This window comes from Flavobacterium defluvii (assembly GCF_900129555.1).
Classification (GTDB): Bacteria; Bacteroidota; Bacteroidia; order Flavobacteriales; family Flavobacteriaceae; genus Flavobacterium; species Flavobacterium defluvii.
Window position 1 is genome coordinate 176,505 of sequence record NZ_FQWC01000008.1, and the last position, 22,309, is coordinate 198,813.

A 22,309-nucleotide genomic window follows, 5' to 3' on the forward strand; every position below is an offset into this window, starting at 1 on the left:
TAGTGAAAATTCGTGAATTCGTGGCGAAAAAAACTATTTCGAAGTAATATAATCCACAATCATATTAGCATGGATTCTTGAATTTTCGATAAACCATTTATGTGTCTGCATTCCTCCGCACACAACGCCTGCCAGGAATAATCCTTCAACATTTGTCTCCATAGTTTCCGGATTATAAGTTGGAATTTTTAATTCATCATTTGAAAGATGAATTCCAATATTTTCAAGAAAGTTCAGATCTGGTTTATAACCTGTTAAAGCTAAGACAAAATCGTTATCAATTGTGATTTTTCCGTTTCGAGTTTCAATTTCAACTTCATTTTCGCGTATTTCAGTAATATTAGATTCAAAATACGCTTTTATGCTTCCCTCTGCAATTCGGTTTTTAATATCGGGTTTAACCCAATATTTTACTCTGCTGTTAATTTCATTTTTGCGAATAACCATCGTTACATTGGCCCCTTTTCTCCAACATTCTAAAGCTGCATCGACAGAAGAATTATTGGCACCAACCACCAAAACATTTCTAAAAGCATATTCGTGTGCTTCTTTATAATAATGACGAACTTTTGGCAGTTCCTCACCTTTTACATTCATTAAGATCGGAATATCATAAAAACCCGTTGCAATAATCACATTTTTGGATTTGTATAAACTTTTATCTGTAGCAATTTTAAAAATTGAAGTTTCAGTTTTTTTAATTTCTAATACTCTTTCAAATAAATTGATGTTGAAATTAAAATATCTGTGAATGTTTCGGTAATATTCTAAAGCTTCCTGACGCCCGGGTTTTGGCGCTAAGCAATTAAAGGGAATATCTCCAATTTCAAGTCTCTCGGCAGTAGAGAAAAAGGTCATATACAAAGGATAATTAAAAATACTATTTACAATTGCACCTTTTTCTATTATTAAATATTTTAAGTTTTTCTTTTGAGCTTCAATTGCGCAAGCCAATCCTATTGGACCGCCACCCACAATAATTAAATCATATTGATTAGTCATAAATTATTCTTTTCCCCAGTTTTTAAAAGGATTTTTGCTCAAATAAGCGTTGTAGTATCTTTCGTCATTTGTAACTTCTTCTCCAAGCCAATCTGGTTTTTCAAAGCTTTCTGTTTCAGACTGCAGTTCGATTTCTGCCATAATCAATCCTTCATTTTCTCCGTAAAATTCATCTACTTCATAAACATGATTTCCAGATTTAATTTCATAACGGGTTTTCTCGATTTTGCCTTTCTCACATAATTTCAATAGTTCTTCAGCTTCGTCAAGCGGAATTTGATTTTCCCATTCAAAACGCGACATCCCTCCTTGTTGTCCAATCCCTTTTATGGTTAAAAAAGCTTTATCACCTTTTATTCTCACACGAACAGTTCGTTCCGGAATTGAACTCAAATATCCCTGAGCAATTTTATTTTGTGTAAATGCCTGTTCTTTAAAATCATTCGATTTTACAAGAAACTTTCTTTCTATTTCGAGCATTTTTAGTCTAAATTTATTTTACTGCAAGTTACTCAATTTAATTCAGTCACGGAATTCACTTTTTAAAATTCTAACGATAAAAGGCTTTTTATTTTAAAACTTTACTGGTCTAAAATGCAACCAATTTGATTGATTATTAATATGTTACAAATTTTAATTTTCGCTAAATTTGATTGAACCTTAATTTTCTACTTATGTCTAAAAAAGCACTTTATCTATTAGGCATTTTGCTAACAATAATTTTAGGTACTTTTTTGTATGTAAAATTTTGTTGTAACTGCAGTATGTCAGAAACCAGGGCCAATACAGAAAAAGTAACGCCAGCGGCAGTTAAGAGCGATAATTTTGTCCCTTTTGTACTAAATGGTTCCGAATTTGAATTTAAAACAAATGAAAATTTTAAATTTCTTAAAAATAATGCTGCGATAATTCAGCCAATCAGTGACTCCATCTCAATTGGAATCGAAAAACTAAATACTTTTTTAGTTTCAAATCCAAAGCAAAAAATTATAATAACCGGTTATGCGGCTTCAGAAGAAAAGAATACAACACAATTTGAAAATCTTGGTTTGGCAAGGGCAAATGAAGTTAAAAATTTCTTTGTTGCTAAAGGTTTAGCGGCATCTCAATTTGAGGTTAAAGGAGAAATTGTGAGTAGTTGGAAAACAATTTCAGACACACTTATTGGTCTGGTAGAATATAAATTTGAGATTCTCCATGCAGTTTCTACAGCAAATGGCGACTGGAGTGTATTAAAAGATAAAATCAACACTAATCCTTTAATTCTGCATTTTAATACAAATAAATCGAACTTTAATTTAAACAATGAAGAAGACCAGAAACTGTCCGATATTATTAAATATTTAGAAAATATAAAAAATGCTTCTGTTTTGATTGTTGGTCATAGTGATAACGTTGGAAACAGAGAAATGAATATAGCTCTGGCGCAAAAAAGAGCTGAATTTTCTAAAAGCTATTTAATTAAAAATGGAATTGGGGCTGCCAGAATTGATATAGAATCAAAAGGCCCAGATGAACCCGTTGGAGATAATGCTACTACCGAAGGAAGAGCGAGTAACAGACGTACAGTAATTACAATCAAATAATTAAAAATATACTACTATGAACTTACCATGTATCTTAATACCAATTATAGTGGGAATAATCTGTGGGATTTTAGGTTATCTTTTAGGTAAATTAAATTCAAAAGGAGATGATTCACTTTTGGCGTCATTACAGGCAGATTTAGATGCCTGCAAAGCAAACACAAAGAATTTAAATACTAAAATTTCTTCATTAGAAGCAGATTTGGCCGCAGCTCACGCAAAAGTTTCTTCATCTGTGCCAAAATCTTTTGCAGCAACTGCAGCAACAGTTGTTTTTGACAGCGATTTAGCGACAAACGTTTTAGGTAAAAAAATTAAACAAGACGATTTGAAAATTGTAGAGGGGATTGGGCCAAAAATTGAAGCATTATTTAACGAAGCCGGAATTAAAACCTGGTATGATCTTTCGCAATCTTCGACAGAGAAACTTCAGTCGATTTTAGATGCAGGAGGCGAAAATTATGCAATTCATAACCCAAGCACGTGGGCGAAACAAGCTTTATTTGCTTATGAAGGAAAATGGAAGGAATTAAAAGAATGGCAGGAAAGTATGCTTGGAGGGAAAGAGTGAAAAATAAATATAAAAGGTGCAGATTAACAAAGGGACAAAGTTTTTTTGCTTTTGAAACTTTGTCACTTTGAACCTATGTCACTTTGAACCTTAAAAAAATCCCATTTTAGAGATGTATTATACCATAATTTACCTTTTGAAACTTCTAATGGTGAATCAAAATTATTAGTATAAAGTGCTCCGGTTCCTAATCCCTGAGGCATATTTGAATTTAATGTAAATGTCCATTGTGCAATGGCATTTAAACCAATATTACTTTCTAATGCAGAGGTAATCCACCAGCCGATATTGTATTTTTCGGCCAATGTAATCCATTCTTGCGTTCCTCTAAAACCGCCAATAAAACTGGGTTTCAAAATAATATACTGTGGTTTAATTTCACGCAGCAGTTTTTCTTTTTCTTCAAATGAGAAAATGCCAATTAATTCTTCGTCTAATGCGATTGGAAAAGGTGTAATTTTGCACAAATCGCGCATAGCCATAATATTTCCTTTTTTAATTGGCTGTTCGATGCTATGCAGCTGAAATTTATGTAATTGATTAAGTTTATTTAAAGCTTCATCTAAAGTAAATGCGCCATTTGCATCGACCCGAATTTCAATTTCTTCTGCAGAAAAATGATTTCGGATGAACTCTAATAATTCAAGTTCTTTTTGAAAATCTATTGCTCCAATTTTTAGCTTAATGCAGTTAAAACCATCGGCTAATTTTTCTTCTATTTGTTGTTTCATGAATGCCGGCTCCCCCATCCAAACCAAACCATTTATCTCAATTGATTCAGAATTATTGGTGAAATTAGATGGAAAAAGTAAATACGGGGTTTCACTTTTTAGGGATAAAAAAGCCATTTCAATTCCAAATTGTATTGAAGGAAATTCCAGCAAAGATTCCCAAAGTACTTTTTCACCTAAATCAATATTTTCGCAGGCCCACTTTAGTTTTTCTTCGTAATCATGACGATCATCGGCACTTAAACCACGAAGAATACCACACTCACCTATTCCGATTTTACCATTTTCTTCAAGAATAATAAACCAGGTTTCTTTTTCAATCATAATACCACGCGACGTCCCAGACGGACGCTTAAACTCGAGCATGTATTTGTGATAAGTCGCTTTCATTTTTTAAGGCACTGATATGCTGGTGTTTAAGATTATAAGATATTTAGAACTTAGCACCTTAGTTAAATAATTTTAAAACTTTTTCGAAATCTTTTGAAGGTAAACCCGCTTTTTCAAAAATGGCAAAATCAGCTTTTGTTTTGTCTTTCCAGCTTATAGTGTCAGTAACATTTTGATCTTTGTATTTTTTATAGATTGCTTTTGCATCACTGTAATTGTTACTAACCAAATAAACGTGGGCCAAATTTAATTTTACCAATAATTCAGTGTCATCAAGTTTTTCGCCTTCCTGCAAAAACTTCAATGCTTTTGCATATTGTTTTGTCAAAATATAAGAATAACCAATAGAACTGTAATCTAATGCCGTTGCTTTTCCGTCATTAATTATAGTGTTTAATTTCTGAATCGCTTCATTATATTTTTGCTGCTTTATTAAAGATGCTGCCTGATTTCTTAAATCATTATAGATATTTTTAGAAATATCGGCATCTTTATAGCATGCATTTCCAAAATCTTTATAAACTTTCGTTTTTTCTACTGCAAGCAGTTTTTGAAATTCTGAATAACGATATTGTTTCATTATCTTGTCAAGAATGCAAACGCAAAAATCATCAGAATTGGCCATTTTTTGAGCCATTGTAGATGTTTTACAAAGACTTATAATTTCATTTTTGTTATCCTGATTCCATCCGCGGTTTAATTTGGTATCGACCCACGGCACAACTTCTAAAACAATTTTTTGGCTCAAAAACCAATTTTTACTTTCAAAACCAAACCAGATTGTTGTTGTGTTTTCTTTTAAACAAGAGTTTTTGTCTAAAGAAATTCGTTTGGCATCTTTACTTACTGGTTCGGATTGCGAATAACATGCCGTATCTATTTTTCCATCGCTAATATATTTTTTGGCATTTTCATTTGAAGTAAAAAGGGAATACGTGCATTGATCGTCTCCCGAAATTTTAGACATTAAAAAAACGGCTCCTGCCGATCCCTGTCCAATTCCGTAAGGATCTGGAATAGCTTTTAGTAAAGAAACCAAGCTATTTGCCATTTGCTGATTTTTGTCGAGAAGTGTAATACGATAAACAATTTCAGTTGTGCCAACTGGTAAATCTTCTGTTTTTACAACAATGCGTTCTCCGGCAGAAACCAAAACTTCTTTTGTTGTAGCTCGTTCTTTATCCCAATAACCGTCTTTTTGAGCAAAAACTTTATAAGTTAAGGTGATTAAAAGGATTAAAAATATTCTTTTAAAATTCATATTTCTAAATGATGATTTTATTTTTTGTCATTTTGACGAAGGAGAAATTGCACTTTGAAATTCTACAAAAAAGTTATTCTTTGTTGATTAAACGTGTGCAATTTCTCCTTCTTCAAGATGACATATATTATGCCAAAACAAAATTCTTATAATTCTATAGATTCTCCAACGGCAAGCAGCATTAAATCTTTTCCTTTATCAAAGAATTTGCGAATTGATTCTTCGTGGTTGATTTCGATATAACCGAAAGTATCAAAGTGATATCCCAGAATTTTATCGCATTCAACAAAATCAGAAGCGATGATAGCATCTTCAACGTCCATTGTAAAATTATTTCCGATTGGAAGAATTGCCAAATCTAATTTTGTTCTCAACGGAATTAACTTCATATCGTAAGTAAGTGCTGTATCTCCTGCTATATAAATGTTTTTATGTTCGCCTTCGATTACAAATCCGCCAGGATTTCCGCCATAAGTACCATCCGGAAAAGAACTTGAGTGAATGGCGTTTACATATTTTACTTTTCCAAAATCAAATTTCCAGCTTCCGCCATGATTCATTGGATGTGCGTTGAAACCTTTTTTAGCATAATAACTCGTAATTTCGGCATTTGAAACTATAACCGCATTAGTGTTTTTTGCAATAGTTTCAACATCTAAAACATGGTCGCTATGCGCATGAGTAAGTAAAATATAATCAGCCTTTAATGTGTTTATGTCTATAGCGGCAGCCTGCGGATTTCCCGAAATAAACGGATCAACAATAATATGTTTTCCTCCAACTTCGATACCTAAAGATGCGTGTCCGTAAAATGTAATTTTCATTTTTTAATATTTAAAGTTTAACTTCAATTATCTTCCTCCTAAAAATAGATTCACAATTATGTCTGATATCAACGAAATCATACAAACTGTTAATAGTATTGATAACAGGAATGTACTTAGTGCCAGTTTTTTTAATTCAGGATCTAAAAGCTTAGGGTTTTGGTTTTTATAGACCGTAATTAAATGTTTAGTTAAAGGAATATAGGCCAGTAAAAATAAATATTGATCGAAACGATAATCGCTTAAAGCAGCAAAAATGATTACTAAAAGCATAGCGGTAATAATCAAAAAGTAATGGTATTTTTTTGCTTTTGCTCCGCCCATTTGCACTACAATTGTATTTTTTCCTGATTTTCTGTCTGATTCTTCATCGCGCATATTGTTTAGGTTTAAAACTCCAACACTTAATAAACCAATTGAAACCGCGGGAAGAATTAGAAGCGGATCTACTTCTTTTGAATATAAAAAGTTAACACCTAAAGTGCTTACAAGTCCGAAGAAAATAAAAACAAATAAATCGCCAAATCCTTTATATCCGTAAGCTGAATTTCCTACAGTATAACGAATTGCCGAAATAATGGCTGCAATACCCAGTAACAAGAAAAAAATCGAATAACCAAAATTGTCTTTTCCAAAAGCAAAATAAATAAGAATTATTGCTGATAATAAAGTCAATATTGATGTGATTATAATCGCCTTTTTCATTGCCTGCGGCGTTATAATTCCGCTTTGAATGGCACGCTGCGGGCCAACTCTGTCAACATTGTCTGTTCCTTTTACCCCATCACCATAATCGTTAGCAAAATTGGACAAAACCTGCAAACCAAGCGTTGTTAAAAGTGCGAAACCAAAAATCTTCCAGCTAAAAACTTCTGTTGGAGTATTGATAGTTTCTGTTGGGTTTGAAAGTGCATAAATACTTCCAACTATAATTCCGGAAACTGATAAAGGTAATGTACGCAGTCTTGCGGCTTCAATCCAGTGTTTCATTTATATTTTTGTTTATTTGGTTTTAAGTTTCAAGTTTCGAGTTATTCACTTAACGTGCAACTTGAAACCTGAAACCTTAGACAATTTATTAATTTACGGTATCCATTTGTTTTCGCCAAAGTTTGGTTTTCTTTTTTCCAAAAAGGCATTTCTTCCTTCTTTTGCTTCTTCTGTCATGTATGCTAAACGTGTAGCTTCTCCGGCAAAAACCTGCTGTCCTACCATTCCGTCATCAGTCAGGTTCATGGCAAATTTTAGCATTTTGATCGAAGTTGGTGATTTTTGAAGAATTTCCTGAGCCCATTCATAAGCCGTTGCTTCTAATTGGTCATGAGGAATTACAGCATTTACCATTCCCATTTCAAAAGCTTCCTGAGCAGAATAATTTCTACCTAGAAAGAAAATCTCACGGGCTTTTTTCTGTCCCACCATTTTAGCAAGATATGCAGATCCGTAACCACCGTCAAAACTAGTTACATCAGCATCAGTTTGTTTAAAAATAGCGTGTTCTTTACTTGCCAGAGTCATATCACAAACAACATGTAAACTATGTCCTCCGCCAACAGCCCAGCCCGGAACTACAGCAATAACAACTTTTGGCATAAAACGAATTAATCTTTGAACTTCTAATATATTCAAACGATGCTGTCCGTCATCACCAACATATCCCTGATGTCCACGCGCATTTTGATCGCCTCCGCTGCAAAAAGAGTAAATACCGTCTTTTGTCGATGGTCCTTCTGCAGAAAGCAAAACCACTCCAATTGAAGTATCTTCTTGTGCGTCGTAAAAAGCCTGGTATAATTCTGAAGTTGTTTTTGGTCTGAAAGCATTTCTAACATTGGGTCTGTTAAAAGCAATTCTGGCAACTCCGTTACATTTTTTATAGGTTATATCTTCAAATTCTCTGGCTGTGATCCAATCCATTTCTATTTGTTTTGTTTTAAAATTATAGTGTAAAAATAAAGCATTTTTTACATTTTCTCCTATTGAATTTTGTTTAACTCACAGCTAATTTTTGTTTCAATGTTAACAATTAAGGTAAGCGTACAAAAAATAACACTTTTTAACATTAGTTTTAAAAAATAATAAGTAATTTTACACCCTAGAAATCAATGAGATACAAGTTATTTTATTGATATAAGATTGATTTTCTTTCACTGATTTATTAACCTAAAAAATGATTTTTTTGAGAAAATTTAAAAAATTTGTCGCTCAGTTTTTTATGGTTTTGATAAATAAACCTGCAAAGAACGAGCAAATGATTTATTCGTTTGTCAAAATTTCAAAAAGGAGATAGTAACACCTAAGGTTAAACGCTAGAATTGTTTTGTAATTAGTATAAAATTGATTACGAAAAGAGGAAAAAATGCTAACTAAAACTTTCTATAAGTTATTTTATTAAACCAAATGGATTAGCCGTGAAATTAAATTTTTGCTTTTTAAGATAAACGCATCAATTGTTTAAAGACATACCATTAAGAAGGTAATTTCTAAAATTCGTAAAGCTATTACTTTCGAGATGAATTCGAATTATTTTATTTCTGTTTTTTTTTAATTACAATTTTTTTTAAAACTAGAATAAAAAGGGAAAGGCTGCTTGTAATGAGCGGCCTTTTCTGTTATAAAAATATTAAAATTTAATTTTCCTTTACCAGATAAATCCCGTCTTCTTTAATTTCGATAAGTTTGTCTTTGTATAAAGCACCAACAGCTTTTTTGAAAGTTTTTTTACTCATTTTCAAAACTGTTTTAATATCTTCTGGATGCGAATTATCATTTAAACGCAAAAATCCGCGGTTGGCTCTCAATTCACTTAAAATCTTTTCTGCATTAGGCTCAATACTTTGATAACCTTGTATTTGTAAAGCTACATCTATTTTATGATCAGGACGGATATTTTTAATATAACCGCGCATTCTGTCTCCGGTTCTTATCGAATCATCATAAACTTCATCTTTATACAAAAGGCCTTTATGTTTCTCATTAATAATTACATTAATACCAATTTCTGTAATATGCGAAACAATTAAATCTACTTCTTCTCCTTTTTCTACCGTTAAATGATCATTGCTCAAAAACTGATTTGTTTTACTTGATGCGACTAAACGGTTTGTTTTTTTATCCAGATATAAATACACCAAATAGCGTTTGCCCTTTTCCATTGGCCGTGCCTGTTCCTTAAACGGTACCAAAATATCTTTTTCCATTCCCCAGTCCATAAACGCACCAACATTATTGATGTAATTTACTCTTAAAAGAGCAAATTCATTCAGTAAAATATAAGGTTCAAGTGTGGTTGCAACGGGACGTTGTTCGTGATCCAAATAAACGAAAACAACAAGTTCTTCACCTATTTCAAATTCATTTGGGACATATTTGTTTGGTAATAAAACGTCGTGAACCCCGTCTGGATCTTTTTCAGGATTTCCTAAAAAGAGCCCTACTTTTGTATCACGTAATATAGTAAGTGTATTGTATTTTCCTATTTCCAGCATTTTTCTTAAGATTCTAATTTGAAAAGCTTCTGAGCTTTTAAAGTGCAAATGTACGAACTTTGAAAATGGTAAACCTAAAAATGTTTTGGATTGAAGCTATAAAAAGAAAAAGCGTCCTATTCTGACGCTTTTCCTGTTTCAATTTTACTTATAAACACTTTCTTTTTTAAAGTGAACTGTTAATAAATAATATACAACAGCTCTGTATTTATGTTTGTTAAATTTTCCGTATTTTTCTAATACTGCATGTATTGCTCCAAATAATTCAGGACTGTCTGGTAAACCTAATTTTTTTACTAAAAAGTTCTTTTTTACTGTTTCCAGTTCTGATTCCTGAGTACCCGCTACAACTGATGCATCATCATTATATATTGCTGGTCCGCAGCCAATTGTAACTTTCGTTAATAAATCCATATTTGGAGTTACTCCACATTTCTCTTTCAAATCAGCCGCATACTTCTTGATTAGTTCATCTCTTTTGCTCATAATATATTTAATATTGGTTATTATTTATGCAACCAAATCTAAATAATATTAAAAAGCAAAGCAAAAATTTAACACAATTTAACCTACAAAATATTATACTAATTCTTTAAAGTATTGTTTTAGAATAACATCATTTTCAACTGTTGGCGTAAAAACTTCTAATATTGAAGGTGCATCATTAGAATCATACAATTTTACCAGATTCACATTAAGTTCATCCAAATCATTAGCTTTAAAGTAATTACATTGATACATTCTCGCTAAATGTTCAGCAGTTAATTGATGTGAAGTTTCAAAATAAGTATTAAAAACCGGTTTTTCCTGATGTCCCGGCAAAATTCTAAAAATACCTCCTCCTCCATTATTAATTAAAATAATTTTGAAATTTTTAGGTATATAAGAATTCCATAAAGCATTACTATCGTACAAAAAACTAATGTCGCCAGTAATAAAAACGGTTTGTTTATAGCTCGCAACAGCCGCACCAACTGCTGTAGAAGTACTTCCGTCAATTCCGCTTGTTCCTCTGTTGCAGAAAACTTCTATTGAAGGATCAATTTCTATTAATTGTGCATAACGAATGGCTGAACTATTACTTATTTGAAGCTGACTGTTTTTAGGAAGCGATTCAATAACTTTTTCGAATACTTTAAAATCTGAAAATGGGATTTTCTTTAGATATTCCTGTTTTCTGATATTTCTTAGGGCGTAAATTGAATCAATTTTAGCAAAATAATCACTTGCTGTAAATTCTGTTTTTGGAAGCAGATCTTTAAAGAAATCATTAGGTTCCATCACAAAATGTTTACTTAAAGCATTAAATGTATCATAAGCTCGTAAAGTGTCTATGTGCCAGTGATGTGCAGGTTTATATTTTCTTAAAAATGCTTTGATACGCTTTGATACGATCATTCCGCCAAAAGTAATTAAAACTTCGGGCTCTAAATCCTGAAAATCAGCATCATCAAAAGGGGTAATTAAAGAATCAATGCTATTGATAAAACTCGGATGATGTAAGTTTGATGTCGTTTCTGTAAGCACAACAATTGATGGATCGCCGGCAAAATTTTCCAAGATTTCCTTATCAATTGAATTCACTTCGTTTATTCCGCCAATAAGAATTAATTTTCGTTTAGCCGAATTCCAGATCGAAACAAATTCTGCGCTATTTTCAATAATTTTAGCTGGAATTATTTCTTCTGCATGTGTAATTTTTGGCTCCACAGTAAGCTCTGAAACTGTTTCATATAAAGGCTCTTCAAAAGGTGCATTAATATGTACCGGCCCTTTTTGAGAAATAGCAGTTTCTATGGCTTTATTGATTTTCAAATCATTTTCTGCAGAAGCTTCTTCGGTTAAATTTGCATTGTAAACCGAGTGATTTAAAAATACATTTTCCTGTCGAATGGTTTGTCCGTCGCCAATATCGATTTTATTTTGCGGACGATCGGCCGAAATTACAATTAATGGAATCTGGCTGTAAAATGCCTCGGCAACTGCCGGATAATAATTCAACAAAGCTGATCCTGATGTACATACAACAGCAGTTGGTTTTTGGGTCTGCTGAGCAATTCCCAATGCAAAAAATGCCGCACAGCGTTCATCGGCAATACTGTAACATTTAAAATTTGGATTTTGGGCGAAACCAATCGTTAAAGGTGCATTTCGCGAACCCGGAGAAATTATTATATTGTGAATTCCTTTTGCTGAACAAATCTCGATAATGCTTTGTGCAAGCGCTATTTTGGGGTAAATCATTCTAAAACGGTGTATATTTTTTGAAGAAAATTGTCACTTAAAATTTTCTTTTGCGAATACAAAGTTACAAACTTCGCGCTTGATTTAACTTATATATTAGGAAGATATTAAGACTGTTTTTAGAAAAAGGGAATATATTTGTAAAACGGAATTTTCTTTCATTAAAATAAACTCTTTATGCGTTTCTTACATTTGCTTTTGCTATTTGTTTTTTTACAAACAGCAAGATCTCAAAATCAATTTACTACAGACGGAATATCATACAAAACTGCATTAGAAAATGCTAAAACCGATAATAAACCTGTTTTTGTAATGCTTTACGCAGACTGGTGTCCGCATTGTAATTTGATGAAAAAAGAAGTTTTCAGCGATCCGAAAGTAATGGATTTTTTGAATAAAAATTATGTATGCGTTTGGAAAAATGTTGAAAAAGAAGAAGGTATTGCGCTTAAAAATAAATTTAAAACTACTTCTCTCCCTGCTTTTTTATTTCTGGATTCAAATGAAACGCTTTTATATGCTTTAAAAGGTGAAATGAAAACCGCTGATTTTTTAGCCGAAGCCAATTATGCTTTAAATCCAAAATTTCAGCTTCCGTATTTACAAAAACAATTTTTAGCAGATCCGGGTAATTCTGATACGTTTTTTGCATATTTAAACACATTAAAAAAAGGAAAAGACAGAACCGAATTGTCGATTCCTACTCATATTTATCTACAAACGCAATCTGATGCTCAATTGATAAGCGAAACAAACTGGCGCGTTATTGCGAATGGCGTTACGGATATTAATTCACGGGAATTTCAATTTGTTTTAAAACATCAAAAAGAATTTGCAGCTGTGGCTTCTCAAAATCGTGTTGATCGAAAAATCGAAAATATTGTAAATGAATTACTTCGCCCGCTTGTTGATAATCTGGATACAGTAAATTATTATAAGCAGAGAGAAGTTGCAAAATCAATCCGATTACAAAAAACAGATTCTCTAGTTTTTAAATTTGATCTAACGCTTGCTGAACGAACCGAAAAATGGGATTTTTATAAAAAAGTTACGCTTGAAGATACTGAAAAACTGGTTTGGAATGATGCCAGCTTTTTAAAAGACATCGGACAAACTTATTTAAAACATATTAATGATCCTGAAAGCCTTAAAAAATCAATTTTGTGGGTTAAGCATTCTTTAGAAATTAGTGATTCATATGACGGAAACTTACTTATTTCAAGGCTTTATAATAAATTAAAAGACAAAAAATCGGCTTTAAAATATGCTAAAGACGCTAAAGCGATTGGTAAAGAAATGGGCTGGAATACCAAAGATGTTGATACTTTGCTCGCTGAATTAAATTCTAAATAAACTTAAAAATTATTATTGGCCACGAATTCACAAATTATTCTAATTAAAATTCGTGAATTTGCGGCAAAAAACAACAAAACCATGAACCTAAAACTTAGACCGGCAACTACAAAGGATTTAGAAAAAATTCTTGAAATTGTAAATCATTCTATTTTAAATACAACTGCAAATTATAGTTATGATATTCAAACTCTTGAAGTGCAAACAAAATGGTTTGAAGATAAAAAAGCTAAAAACCTGCCTATTGTAGTTGCCGATTTAGACGGCGAAGTTGTAGGTTTTGGAAGTTACGGTCAGTTTCGGGAAAAGATTGGATATCAATATACTGTAGAACATTCTGTTTATGTAGTAGATCATGTTATTGGAAAAGGTATTGGATCAAAATTATTAACAGAACTGATTCGTTTAGCAAAAGAACAAGGTTATCACGTTATGATTGGTGCAATTGATGCTGATAATGCCGGAAGCATTGCCTTTCATGAAAAATTTGGTTTTGTATCAACCGGAACAATACGTGAAGTTGGTTATAAATTTGACCACTGGCTCGATTTAGTATTTATGCAGTTGATATTGGTATAGATAGCACGTGGATTTTGCGGATTGGCTATTGCATAAGCATGGATTATTACAGATTCTATATTTGTTTTGTTATTATTTCGCCGAAGGCAAAATGACAGGACTTTGAGAAAAACCTTTATTACTCTGTAACTTTGTCTTTTTGTACCTTAAAAAAATCCCCAAATTTGAAATAATCAAATTTGGGGATTTTTTTTACTAAAATAACTAATTAGCTTTTAATCCAGTTAATTACCTCAGGATCTGTTGGCAGCGTTCTTGGTTTAATCACTTTTACCAATTCACCTTTTTCATTAATTAGATATTTTTGAAAATTCCACTCAACTTCAGAATCTTGTAAACCATTTCTCGATTTCTCGGTAAGGAACTTATACACTTCGCACATATCACTCCCTTTTACAGAAACTTTGTTCATCATTGGAAAAGTTACACCGTAATTCTGCTGGCAGAAAGTTTCTATTTCTTTATTTGTTCCAGGTTCCTGAGAAGCAAAATTATTTGCAGGGAAACCAACAATTACAAATCCTTTGTCTTTATATTCTTTGTAAATAGCTTCAAGATCTTTGTATTGAGGCGTCAATCCGCATTTTGATGCTGTGTTTACAATCATGATTTTTTTACCTTTTAAAGATGCAAAATCAAAAGTATCTCCTGATAAATCTTCAACCTTAAACTGATAAATTGTTTCTTTTGCCATAGCTTTATCTGATTTAGATAATTTATTAGTGCTTTTTTGAGCCTGAGTCTGCGTGCTTAAAAAAAATATGGCACTGCAAGCTATAAATAGTATTTTTTTCATTGTATATTTTTTTATAAAATTAATTAAAATCTGTTTTGCAGAATGTTTTTGTGTGCTTTATTTTTATTAAATATAAGTTAAATAAAAAATGAAGCCCGGCGTTAATCAGGCGCCGGGCTTCCCCCCATACAAACAAATCAAACCATGAATTAATTGTTTCTCTTATATATTTTAAATTATAGTTGATGCCCCGGTTATATTGAAAATCTTTTTTAATATTAATCTCACTAATTCAGTTATCAATGGCTTTTAGTAAGTGGAAATTTCAGTTCGTAAATGTTAGATTACCATTAATTTTAAAATTTTCGACTGGAAGTCCGAAGACATCAACTATTCAATATCTTATCCGTTTTTTATTTTAATTTCAATTCAAATTTATTTTGAACAATTTCTTTTTTAAAATCATTATTGCTAAAATGTATCAGCGATAAAACAGTTGTTAAACCCACAATTAATATTTTAATTTTATTTATCCACATCATATTTTATAACTTTAAAACTTCAGTTTATGAACCCTGAAAAAGTTTTTAATTTCCGTTTTCATTTCTTATAGGCATATACGTAACAGGTTTGCTTTTGGATTTAAAAAAAGTAAAAAAAATTGCACTTTTTTTCTTAATTGTGGTTAAAACCCTTATTTTTCTAAGGTTAAGACTACTAAAAAAAATATTATTTTTCACAAAAAAATGAATTATCTTTATCTCAGGTTATAAAAAAAAGTATTTATAAATTTGTCTAAGCTTTAAAAATCCTAAATCTATGAGTCAAGAAGAATTGTTAGTTTTAATTTACAAAAAAGACGAAAGGGCTTTTACATATTTGTATGATATGTACTCAAAAAGTTTGTTTTCTGTCATTAATGTTTTAATCAAAAATCGTGAAGAAGCCGAAGACGTTTTGCAGGAAGTTTTTGTAAAAATCTGGAAAAATGTCGATTCTTATAACGAAAGTAAAGGCCGTTTTTATACCTGGATCCTTAATATTGCAAGGAATACTTCGATTGACAAACTGAGATCTAAAAATTATAATAACAGTCAAAAAAACCTTTCTTCAGATAATTTCGTAAATCTGTTAGATGACAGTAATAAATTAACTAATCGAATAGATACAATTGGTATTCAGGAATTCGTTAAAAAACTGAAACCAAAATGTATAGAGATTATAGATTTATTATTTTTCAAAGGATATACCCAGCAGGAAGCTTCGGAAGAATTAGCGCTGCCATTGGGGACCATCAAAACACAAAACAGAAACTGTATTAACGATTTAAGAAATTATTTAAAAATATAATGGAAGCACAAGAATACATAGAATCAGGAATTCTGGAACTTTATGTTTACGGCTTATTGACCGAAAAAGAGAATCTGGAAATTGCCGAACTGGCAAAAAATAACAAAGAAGTTGACGACGAAATTATTGCTATAGAAAGAGCAATTGTGGCTTTATCATCTAGTTTTGCTCCATTTCACTCTGTAGAAAACTTCGAAAAAATTAAAGCTCGTCTAGAACTTAAACATGGCAAAGTAGTCGATTTAAAACCTGCATCAAACTGGACACAGTATGTTGGATGGGCAGCTGCTGTATTATTGTTGCTAGGTTTTGGATATCAAACATTAGAATTAACTAAAACAAAAGAAGTAATCTCTAATGTTGGTAATGAAAAGAATAAAATCGAAAGAGAATATGCATTCTTAGATCAACAAAATAAACAAACGGAGAAAAACTTGAGCATTGTTAGAGATATTAAAAACACCGGAGTAACACTTGGCGGTCAGGCAGTTTCTCCTACTTCTTTTGCAAAAGTGTACTGGAATAAAGAAACAAAAACTACTTATATAGATGCTGCAGGTTTACCAGCACCACCAAAAGGAAAAGTGTATCAGGTTTGGTCTTTAAAATTAAGCCCGGTTCTTACGCCTACAAGTATAGGTTTACTGGATAATTTTGAAGCAAATAAGCAAAAAATCTTTGCTGTAAGTCAGACAGATTCTGCAGAAGCATTTGGAATTACTCTTGAGCCAGCCGGAGGAAGCCCAACACCTACAATGGAACAATTATATACTTTAGGAAAAGTGTAAAAACTAAAAAATTTATAAATAGAAGCGCATATTAATTACTTTTAATATGCGCTTTTTTATTTTACTAAAAATCAACATTATAGATTATGAACGGTATTTTACTTTTGAGAATTGCTACAGCAATTATTTTACTTACCCATTCTGTTTTTGGCATGTTTAATAACGGAATAAACGATTTTGGAAATTTGTATTTAAATCAAATTGGCTTCGCTCCTTTTGGCGTTTTCCTGGCATGGTCCATTAAGATTTCGCATGTGGTTGCGGCTATATTATTGCTTTTAAATAAATATGTAAAACCCGCAGGCTTTGTAACTATTTTTATTTTAGTAATGGGTATTGTCCTGGTTCATTTTCAGGAAGGCTGGTTTGTTGTAGGAGGCGGCAGAAACGGTGTCGAATATAACTTTTTGTTGATTTGTGTTCTTCTGGCAATTATGTACCCAAATGGTTTCAAAATTGGATCTTCAGCATAAAAAAAGGTTCAGCTTAACTACTGAACCTTTTCTTATATCTTAAAAAATTACTTTTTAGTTTTATAGAATTTTCTGTAACTCGGATATGTTATAGCACCAATTACAGCAATTGTTCCCATAGAATAGTAAATCCAGTTTAATGAATGTGCTTCTCCGGTTGCGTATGAATGCAGACCAACTAAGTGGAAATTTACTCCATAATAAGTAAACAAAATAGAAATAAAAGCAAACATACTCATTAAGTTAAAGAACCATTTTCCGCGTAAAGCTGGTACAAAGCGAGCGTGAATTACAAATGCGTAAACCATAATCGAAATTAAAGCCCATGTTTCTTTTGGATCCCAGCCCCAGTAACGTCCCCAGCTTTCATTTGCCCATTGTCCTCCAAGGAAGTTACCAATAGTAAGCATAATTAAACCAATTGTTAAGGCCATTTCGTTGATATAGGTAATTTCTTTTACGTTAAGGCTCATTTTGGCTTTGTTACTTTCATTTGTAAAGAAAATCAAAATCAAGGCAACGAAACCTAAAATCATTCCCAATGCAAAAGGTCCATAACTTGCTACAATTACAGCAACGTGAATCATTAACCAATATGAATTAAGAACAGGTTGTAAGTTTGCAATTTCCGGATCGATCCAGTTCATGTATGCTGCCATTAAAATCATTGCTGTTACAAAGGCAGAAGAAGCTACTGTAAGTTTTGATTTTCTGTCGAATGCCAAACCAAAAAACATCGTTGCCCACGCCACATAAACAATCGATTCGTAAGCATTACTCCACGGAGCATGTCCGGAAATATACCAGCGTGCAACTAATCCTAATGTGTGAAGCGCAAACAATAATCCGACAATAATATGGAAACCGTTTATAGTTATACGCAGCCATTTTTTCTCAAAAAAGATATTTACGATCGTAAAAATCAACATTAAAATAGAAGCTGTTATATACCAATAAGGCAATACTTTAAAGACGTCATATTTGTTATAAGCGATTTCAGCATCAATTTTTTGTTCACTAGGACGAACTTTTGCTCCAAATTTCTTCTGGAAACCATTTATACTTTCGACCAATTGATCTGCTGTATCCCAGTTTTTAGAAATAGAACCATTATTTAAGGCGCTGAAATATAATGGAAGAATTTGATTTACATATGTAGAATCCATTCCTTTAAAACCTTTGTCATTACGCTCTAAATAGGAAACCCATTTATGGTTTGGATCGTTTGGAACTGGAAAAATTTTCAAAATACTTCCGCTTAAAGCAGATTCCATTAAGTTTACCTTTTTATCTGTTTCGATAAAATCTTTTTCAAACTGATTTGGATTTCCGGCTTTATAAGCAGCATCCAAATAAGGAGAAAGTTTATAGTTTCCGTTTTCATCAAAGAAATTAACAAAAGGGGCAAATTTTGCTTCTTTGTCAACGCCAATAATTTTACGAATACTATCATTTCCTGATTTTATGTAAATAAGCGGAACCTGAATCCAAACCTGGGCATATTGCGTCATTGACAAAAATACCTGATCAGAATTCATTCCGTTATAAGTGTCAGCGTGACTTACTTTTCGAAGTAATTCAGATGAGAATGTATTAATAGGTTTCATGCGTCCTCCGGCATCCTGAATAATCAAACGTCCAAATTTTGCAGCATGCGCTTCAGGAGCTTTATAGATAGTTAATAACGAATCTAATTGTTTTTTGCTTGGCGGCGCTGTAACATGATTAGCGTGATCATTTGGATCTGCTGTATGATTATGATCGTGATCGTGAGAATGTACATGAGGATTTTGTTGTGCGAAACCACTCAAACCAATCATTAAAACCAAAATCGTAATTAGTTTTTCTTTTTTCTTTTTAACGCCTTCTAATTTGCGCTTTAAATCTCCAAATCGAGAATGTTTTGTAAACATAATTGCCATTAAACCAAAGAACAGCATAAAATATCCTAAATATGTGATTGAAGTTCCCCAAAAATCGTGGTTTACAGATAGAACTGTTCCTTTTTCATCTGGGTCAAATGATGACTGAAAGAAACGATATCCTTTATGATCCAAAACGTGATTCATATAAATATCAGCGTCAAAAGTTTCTGCAGAATCTAAAACGGTTACTTTACTTTCAAATGCAGAATAACTTTTTTCTGTTCCTGGATATTTTGTTGCTATAAAATCATTCAATTTAATTCTAAAAGGCAAAACATACGCTTTACTTCCGTAAAATAGAGAATATTCTTTATTGCCAATTTTTACAGTTTTTGGTTCCCCTACACTACCTTTGGACCCCATAACCATAACCTCTTTTTCCTGTCCTTCGGCCTTTACTTTTACAACTAAAGCATCTGTATGAGATTTTGCTTTAAAATCATTATTAGATTCATAATCTATTTTTCCTTTCATTGCAGGTTCTGGAAAAACGATTCTGATATCGCCAATACTGTATAAAGAACGCATCATCAAAGGCTGAACGTTATCTTTTGTAACTTTTCCTTTTAGCTGATCTGCCATTCGCATAAATTCTCCTTCAAATGGAGTCTGAATAGTATATTTTTCTCCTTTAGTATTAATATTAATAGCACCTTCTGTAGGTTTATTTAAAGCAAATAATACGTTGTGAATGTTTTGAACTTCACCTTCCTTAAGGTAATGTTCTTCACGTCCGCCTGCTCCGGCTTCAACCAATTTAATGTATAAAGTTCCGTTTGGGTCTGGTTTAACAACTTCCTTAGCTCCCATTATATATTTAGAATAGGTAACTTCAAATGGAGTTTCATCAAATTTTCCTGAAATCGTAAAATCATTATTGGTTACCGGAGAAAGCAAAAGGCTTTTTTCAAAAACCCTGCGTTTCATTTCACCTTTATATTCTCCGTCAACAAAAACAGTTAAAAATGTTTTGTCTGAATAAAGCTGATTTTCTGTTGCGCCTTCGCGAATCGGCATCATTCCTTCATAACTAATATAACGTGTAATAAAAGCTCCTAAAATGATAAAAACAAAAGCAATGTGAAGTAAAAACGTTGCCCATTTTTCTTTTTTAAGCAACTGATAACGTTTGATATTTCCGAAGAAATTAATCATAAAAATGAACATTATCGCTTCAAACCACCAGGTATTGTATATTAAAATTCTGGCCGTATCAGTATTGTATTTACTTTCTATAAAAGTTCCAACACCCATTGCAATTGCGAATGTTAAAAAAAGAACGGCCATTAATCGTGTAGAAAACAAAAAAGAGAATATTTTTTTATCCATTTCTTAGGGATTACATTGTATAAAAGTGCGACAAAAGTACTTAAAAATGTTGATTAGCCGTTAGGATAATTTGTTAATAAAAACCAAATAATCGGATTGAGTTTTGGGCCACAGATTTCACAGATTAAACGGATTATTTTTTAAATCTTTTTATTTTTTTATGGTAAACAAAAACATAAATCCTTATAAATTAGTTTAATCAGTATAATCTGTGGGCAAACTTTCCTCCACGATATTTTCTTTAGAAAAAATAATGTTAATTTTGCGGGTATGATTCGACTCACAATAATTGGTTCCGGAAATGTCGCACAGCATTTAATAAAAGCATTTTCTGCAAGTTCATTTGTAGAAATGGTTCAGGTATTTTCGAGAAAAAAAGAAGCTTTGAGTCATCTTCTGGATTCAGAGAAAATTGTAACCGAATTTTCAGCTTTAAAAAAAGCCGATTTATACATTATTTCAGTTTCTGATAATGCAATTGCCGAAGTTTCGAGTCAATTACCTTTTGAAAATCAATTAGTTGTTCATACTTCAGGAACGACTTCTATCGACATTTTAGATTCAAAAAACAAAAAAGGCGTTTTTTATCCGTTACAGACATTTTCTAAAGCTAAGGAAATTGATTTTTCAATAATTCCAATTTGCTTAGAAGCTGAAAATCAAAATGATTACACAATTTTGGAAACTGCAGCTAAAAGTATTTCGAATGCTGTTTTTGCCATAAGTTCTGATCAAAGAAAAGCATTGCATGTTGCAGCAGTTTTTGTGAATAATTTTACGAATCATTTATATCAGATTGGTCAGGAAATATGTGAAGAACATCAGGTTCCTTTTGAAGTTTTAAAACCTTTAATTCAGGAAACTGCCGAAAAAATCAAAACATTAGATCCAATTGATGCCCAGACTGGTCCAGCAAAACGCCACGATTCGGTTACAATAGATGCGCATCTGGAATATATTACAAACGAAAATCAAAAAAACATTTATAAAATACTAACACAATCTATACAGCATAATGGCAAAAAGTTATAAAGAAATGATGAACGACATTACAACATTTATTTTTGATGTTGATGGCGTACTTACAGACAGTTCGGTTTTTGTAACCACAGAAGGAGAAATTCTTCGTACGATGAATATTCGTGATGGTTATGCGATGAAAGCAGCTGTAGAAAGCGGTTATCATGTCTGCATTATTTCTGGCGGAAGCAATGAAGGTGTTCGTGTAAGGCTTAAGAATTTAGGAATTAAAGATATTCATTTGGGAACGCCTGATAAAGTAAAAACATTCAAAGAATATACAGAAACCTATAACATTAAACCAGAACAGGTTTTGTATATGGGAGACGATATTCCGGATTATCATGTAATGAAATTAGTAGGTTTACCGGCATGTCCGCAGGATGCAAGTCCAGAAATTAAAAATATCTGCCGCTACATTTCGCACGTAAAAGGCGGAAGAGGCGCAGCAAGAGACGTAATCGAACAAGTTATGAAAGTACAGGGAAAATGGATGGAACATTTTAACGGACAACACGATTAAAGCAATTGTTAATGGTTAATTGTTAATGGTTAATTGTTAATGGTTAATTGTCAATTATAAAGCCTTTGTAACTCTGCACCTTTGCCCCTAAAAACTCAGAATCTTAGCACCTTAAGAACCTTAGCAACTTAAAAAA

General features: G+C 32.2%; 21 protein-coding genes. 9 read left to right on the plus strand and 12 right to left on the minus strand.

From position 1 onward, the window contains the following. Nucleotides 1–33 precede the first annotated feature (33 nt). Both BUC29_RS17085 and BUC29_RS17090 read right to left on the minus strand, forming a co-directional pair. The gene (locus tag BUC29_RS17085; RefSeq protein ID WP_073417385.1) at nt 34–1,002 is read right to left on the minus strand and encodes a YpdA family putative bacillithiol disulfide reductase; all 969 of its coding nucleotides are present in this window, start codon (nt 1,000–1,002) and stop codon (nt 34–36) included. A 3-nt stretch (nt 1,003–1,005) separates the two neighbouring features. Further along, entirely contained in the window at nt 1,006–1,482 is a 477-nt protein-coding gene (locus tag BUC29_RS17090) for a CYTH domain-containing protein (RefSeq protein ID WP_073417386.1), read from the minus strand. 284 nt (nt 1,483–1,766) lie between these two features. On the opposite strand from BUC29_RS17090, the gene BUC29_RS17095 reads away from it, so the two are divergent. Beyond that, nucleotides 1,767–2,588, plus strand: a complete 822-nt coding sequence (locus tag BUC29_RS17095; protein ID WP_244160841.1) for an OmpA family protein — start codon at nt 1,767–1,769, stop codon at nt 2,586–2,588. Nucleotides 2,589–2,604: 16 nt separating this feature from the next. After that, nucleotides 2,605–3,159, plus strand: coding sequence for a hypothetical protein (locus tag BUC29_RS17100; RefSeq protein WP_073417388.1), 555 nt, complete (start codon nt 2,605–2,607; stop codon nt 3,157–3,159). 62 nt (nt 3,160–3,221) lie between these two features. On the opposite strand, the gene BUC29_RS17105 is transcribed toward BUC29_RS17100, so the two are convergent. The 8 genes from BUC29_RS17105 to menD form a co-directional block, all read right to left on the minus strand. Continuing rightward, the gene (locus tag BUC29_RS17105) at nt 3,222–4,280 is read right to left on the minus strand and encodes an o-succinylbenzoate synthase (RefSeq protein ID WP_073417389.1); all 1,059 of its coding nucleotides are present in this window, start codon (nt 4,278–4,280) and stop codon (nt 3,222–3,224) included. Nucleotides 4,281–4,338: 58 nt separating this feature from the next. Continuing rightward, entirely contained in the window at nt 4,339–5,541 is a 1,203-nt protein-coding gene (locus tag BUC29_RS17110; protein WP_073417390.1) for a tetratricopeptide repeat protein, read from the minus strand. A gap of 146 nt (nt 5,542–5,687) precedes the next feature. Continuing rightward, nucleotides 5,688–6,365, minus strand: a complete 678-nt coding sequence (locus tag BUC29_RS17115; protein ID WP_073417391.1) for a metal-dependent hydrolase — start codon at nt 6,363–6,365, stop codon at nt 5,688–5,690. A gap of 27 nt (nt 6,366–6,392) precedes the next feature. After that, nucleotides 6,393–7,355 (minus strand): 1,4-dihydroxy-2-naphthoate octaprenyltransferase, encoded by a 963-nt coding sequence (gene menA / locus BUC29_RS17120; RefSeq protein WP_073417392.1) that lies wholly within the window; start codon nt 7,353–7,355, stop codon nt 6,393–6,395. Between the two features lie 93 nt (nt 7,356–7,448). Beyond that, nucleotides 7,449–8,282: a 1,4-dihydroxy-2-naphthoyl-CoA synthase gene (locus BUC29_RS17125; RefSeq protein WP_073417393.1), complete on the minus strand. Its 834-nt coding sequence runs from the start codon at nt 8,280–8,282 to the stop codon at nt 7,449–7,451. A gap of 713 nt (nt 8,283–8,995) precedes the next feature. Beyond that, nucleotides 8,996–9,853, minus strand: a complete 858-nt coding sequence (locus BUC29_RS17130) for a CvfB family protein (protein WP_073417394.1) — start codon at nt 9,851–9,853, stop codon at nt 8,996–8,998. Between the two features lie 144 nt (nt 9,854–9,997). After that, complete coding sequence (locus BUC29_RS17135) at nt 9,998–10,339, minus strand: DUF2853 family protein (protein ID WP_073417395.1); 342 nt, start codon at nt 10,337–10,339, stop codon at nt 9,998–10,000. Nucleotides 10,340–10,432: 93 nt separating this feature from the next. Further along, complete coding sequence (menD, locus tag BUC29_RS17140; protein ID WP_073417396.1) at nt 10,433–12,097, minus strand: 2-succinyl-5-enolpyruvyl-6-hydroxy-3-cyclohexene-1-carboxylic-acid synthase; 1,665 nt, start codon at nt 12,095–12,097, stop codon at nt 10,433–10,435. 177 nt (nt 12,098–12,274) lie between these two features. Here menD and BUC29_RS17145 point away from each other — a divergent pair, with 177 nt between their 5' ends. Next, nucleotides 12,275–13,450: a thioredoxin family protein gene (locus BUC29_RS17145; RefSeq protein ID WP_073417397.1), complete on the plus strand. Its 1,176-nt coding sequence runs from the start codon at nt 12,275–12,277 to the stop codon at nt 13,448–13,450. Between the two features lie 81 nt (nt 13,451–13,531). Continuing rightward, nucleotides 13,532–14,029 carry a GNAT family N-acetyltransferase gene (locus BUC29_RS17150; RefSeq protein WP_073417398.1) on the plus strand — a complete coding sequence of 166 codons (498 nt, stop codon included), beginning with the start codon at nt 13,532–13,534 and terminating at the stop codon, nt 14,027–14,029. A gap of 208 nt (nt 14,030–14,237) precedes the next feature. Here the strand turns inward: BUC29_RS17150 and BUC29_RS17155 are convergent, their stop codons facing one another. After that, nucleotides 14,238–14,825: a glutathione peroxidase gene (locus BUC29_RS17155; RefSeq protein ID WP_073417399.1), complete on the minus strand. Its 588-nt coding sequence runs from the start codon at nt 14,823–14,825 to the stop codon at nt 14,238–14,240. Between the two features lie 759 nt (nt 14,826–15,584). On the opposite strand from BUC29_RS17155, the gene BUC29_RS17160 reads away from it, so the two are divergent. The 3 genes from BUC29_RS17160 to BUC29_RS17170 all read left to right on the plus strand — a co-directional run bounded on the left by BUC29_RS17160 (nt 15,585) and on the right by BUC29_RS17170 (nt 17,376). After that, nucleotides 15,585–16,115: an RNA polymerase sigma factor gene (locus tag BUC29_RS17160; protein ID WP_073417400.1), complete on the plus strand. Its 531-nt coding sequence runs from the start codon at nt 15,585–15,587 to the stop codon at nt 16,113–16,115. After that, nucleotides 16,115–16,903 carry an anti-sigma factor gene (locus tag BUC29_RS17165; RefSeq protein ID WP_073417401.1) on the plus strand — a complete coding sequence of 263 codons (789 nt, stop codon included), beginning with the start codon at nt 16,115–16,117 and terminating at the stop codon, nt 16,901–16,903. The genes BUC29_RS17160 and BUC29_RS17165 overlap by 1 nt, the downstream gene beginning before the upstream one ends. A gap of 86 nt (nt 16,904–16,989) precedes the next feature. Continuing rightward, entirely contained in the window at nt 16,990–17,376 is a 387-nt protein-coding gene (locus tag BUC29_RS17170; protein ID WP_073417402.1) for a DoxX family protein, read from the plus strand. Nucleotides 17,377–17,423: 47 nt separating this feature from the next. On the opposite strand, the gene ccsA is transcribed toward BUC29_RS17170, so the two are convergent. After that, nucleotides 17,424–20,630 carry a cytochrome c biogenesis protein CcsA gene (gene ccsA, locus BUC29_RS17175; RefSeq protein ID WP_073417403.1) on the minus strand — a complete coding sequence of 1,069 codons (3,207 nt, stop codon included), beginning with the start codon at nt 20,628–20,630 and terminating at the stop codon, nt 17,424–17,426. Nucleotides 20,631–20,900: 270 nt separating this feature from the next. On the opposite strand from ccsA, the gene BUC29_RS17180 reads away from it, so the two are divergent. Both BUC29_RS17180 and BUC29_RS17185 read left to right on the plus strand, forming a co-directional pair. Further along, nucleotides 20,901–21,662, plus strand: a complete 762-nt coding sequence (locus BUC29_RS17180) for a Rossmann-like and DUF2520 domain-containing protein (protein ID WP_073417404.1) — start codon at nt 20,901–20,903, stop codon at nt 21,660–21,662. Next, on the plus strand, nt 21,646–22,173 hold the full coding sequence (locus BUC29_RS17185) for a KdsC family phosphatase (RefSeq protein WP_073417405.1): 528 nt from the start codon (nt 21,646–21,648) through the stop codon (nt 22,171–22,173). The genes BUC29_RS17180 and BUC29_RS17185 overlap by 17 nt, the downstream gene beginning before the upstream one ends. Nucleotides 22,174–22,309 lie beyond the last annotated feature (136 nt).

Excerpts from the sequence above, each read along its gene's own strand:
- BUC29_RS17110 (WP_073417390.1), bottom strand. The coding sequence starts at position 5,541 with ATGAATTTTAAAAGAATATTTTTAATCCTTTTAATCACCTTAACTTAT.
- BUC29_RS17135 (WP_073417395.1), bottom strand. The coding sequence starts at position 10,339 with ATGAGCAAAAGAGATGAACTAATCAAGAAGTATGCGGCTGATTTGAAA.
- menD (WP_073417396.1), bottom strand. The coding sequence starts at position 12,097 with ATGATTTACCCCAAAATAGCGCTTGCACAAAGCATTATCGAGATTTGT.
- BUC29_RS17130 (WP_073417394.1), bottom strand. The coding sequence starts at position 9,853 with ATGCTGGAAATAGGAAAATACAATACACTTACTATATTACGTGATACA.
- BUC29_RS17160 (WP_073417400.1), top strand. The coding sequence starts at position 15,585 with ATGAGTCAAGAAGAATTGTTAGTTTTAATTTACAAAAAAGACGAAAGG.
- BUC29_RS17155 (WP_073417399.1), bottom strand. The coding sequence starts at position 14,825 with ATGAAAAAAATACTATTTATAGCTTGCAGTGCCATATTTTTTTTAAGC.
- BUC29_RS17105 (WP_073417389.1), bottom strand. The coding sequence starts at position 4,280 with ATGAAAGCGACTTATCACAAATACATGCTCGAGTTTAAGCGTCCGTCT.
- BUC29_RS17125 (WP_073417393.1), bottom strand. The coding sequence starts at position 8,282 with ATGGATTGGATCACAGCCAGAGAATTTGAAGATATAACCTATAAAAAA.
- BUC29_RS17090 (WP_073417386.1), bottom strand. The coding sequence starts at position 1,482 with ATGCTCGAAATAGAAAGAAAGTTTCTTGTAAAATCGAATGATTTTAAA.
- BUC29_RS17100 (WP_073417388.1), top strand. The coding sequence starts at position 2,605 with ATGAACTTACCATGTATCTTAATACCAATTATAGTGGGAATAATCTGT.
- BUC29_RS17150 (WP_073417398.1), top strand. The coding sequence starts at position 13,532 with ATGAACCTAAAACTTAGACCGGCAACTACAAAGGATTTAGAAAAAATT.
- ccsA (WP_073417403.1), bottom strand. The coding sequence starts at position 20,630 with ATGGATAAAAAAATATTCTCTTTTTTGTTTTCTACACGATTAATGGCC.
- BUC29_RS17085 (WP_073417385.1), bottom strand. The coding sequence starts at position 1,002 with ATGACTAATCAATATGATTTAATTATTGTGGGTGGCGGTCCAATAGGA.
- menA (WP_073417392.1), bottom strand. The coding sequence starts at position 7,355 with ATGAAACACTGGATTGAAGCCGCAAGACTGCGTACATTACCTTTATCA.
- BUC29_RS17180 (WP_073417404.1), top strand. The coding sequence starts at position 20,901 with ATGATTCGACTCACAATAATTGGTTCCGGAAATGTCGCACAGCATTTA.
- BUC29_RS17185 (WP_073417405.1), top strand. The coding sequence starts at position 21,646 with ATGGCAAAAAGTTATAAAGAAATGATGAACGACATTACAACATTTATT.
- BUC29_RS17145 (WP_073417397.1), top strand. The coding sequence starts at position 12,275 with ATGCGTTTCTTACATTTGCTTTTGCTATTTGTTTTTTTACAAACAGCA.
- BUC29_RS17115 (WP_073417391.1), bottom strand. The coding sequence starts at position 6,365 with ATGAAAATTACATTTTACGGACACGCATCTTTAGGTATCGAAGTTGGA.
- BUC29_RS17095 (WP_244160841.1), top strand. The coding sequence starts at position 1,767 with ATGTCAGAAACCAGGGCCAATACAGAAAAAGTAACGCCAGCGGCAGTT.
- BUC29_RS17165 (WP_073417401.1), top strand. The coding sequence starts at position 16,115 with ATGGAAGCACAAGAATACATAGAATCAGGAATTCTGGAACTTTATGTT.
- BUC29_RS17170 (WP_073417402.1), top strand. The coding sequence starts at position 16,990 with ATGAACGGTATTTTACTTTTGAGAATTGCTACAGCAATTATTTTACTT.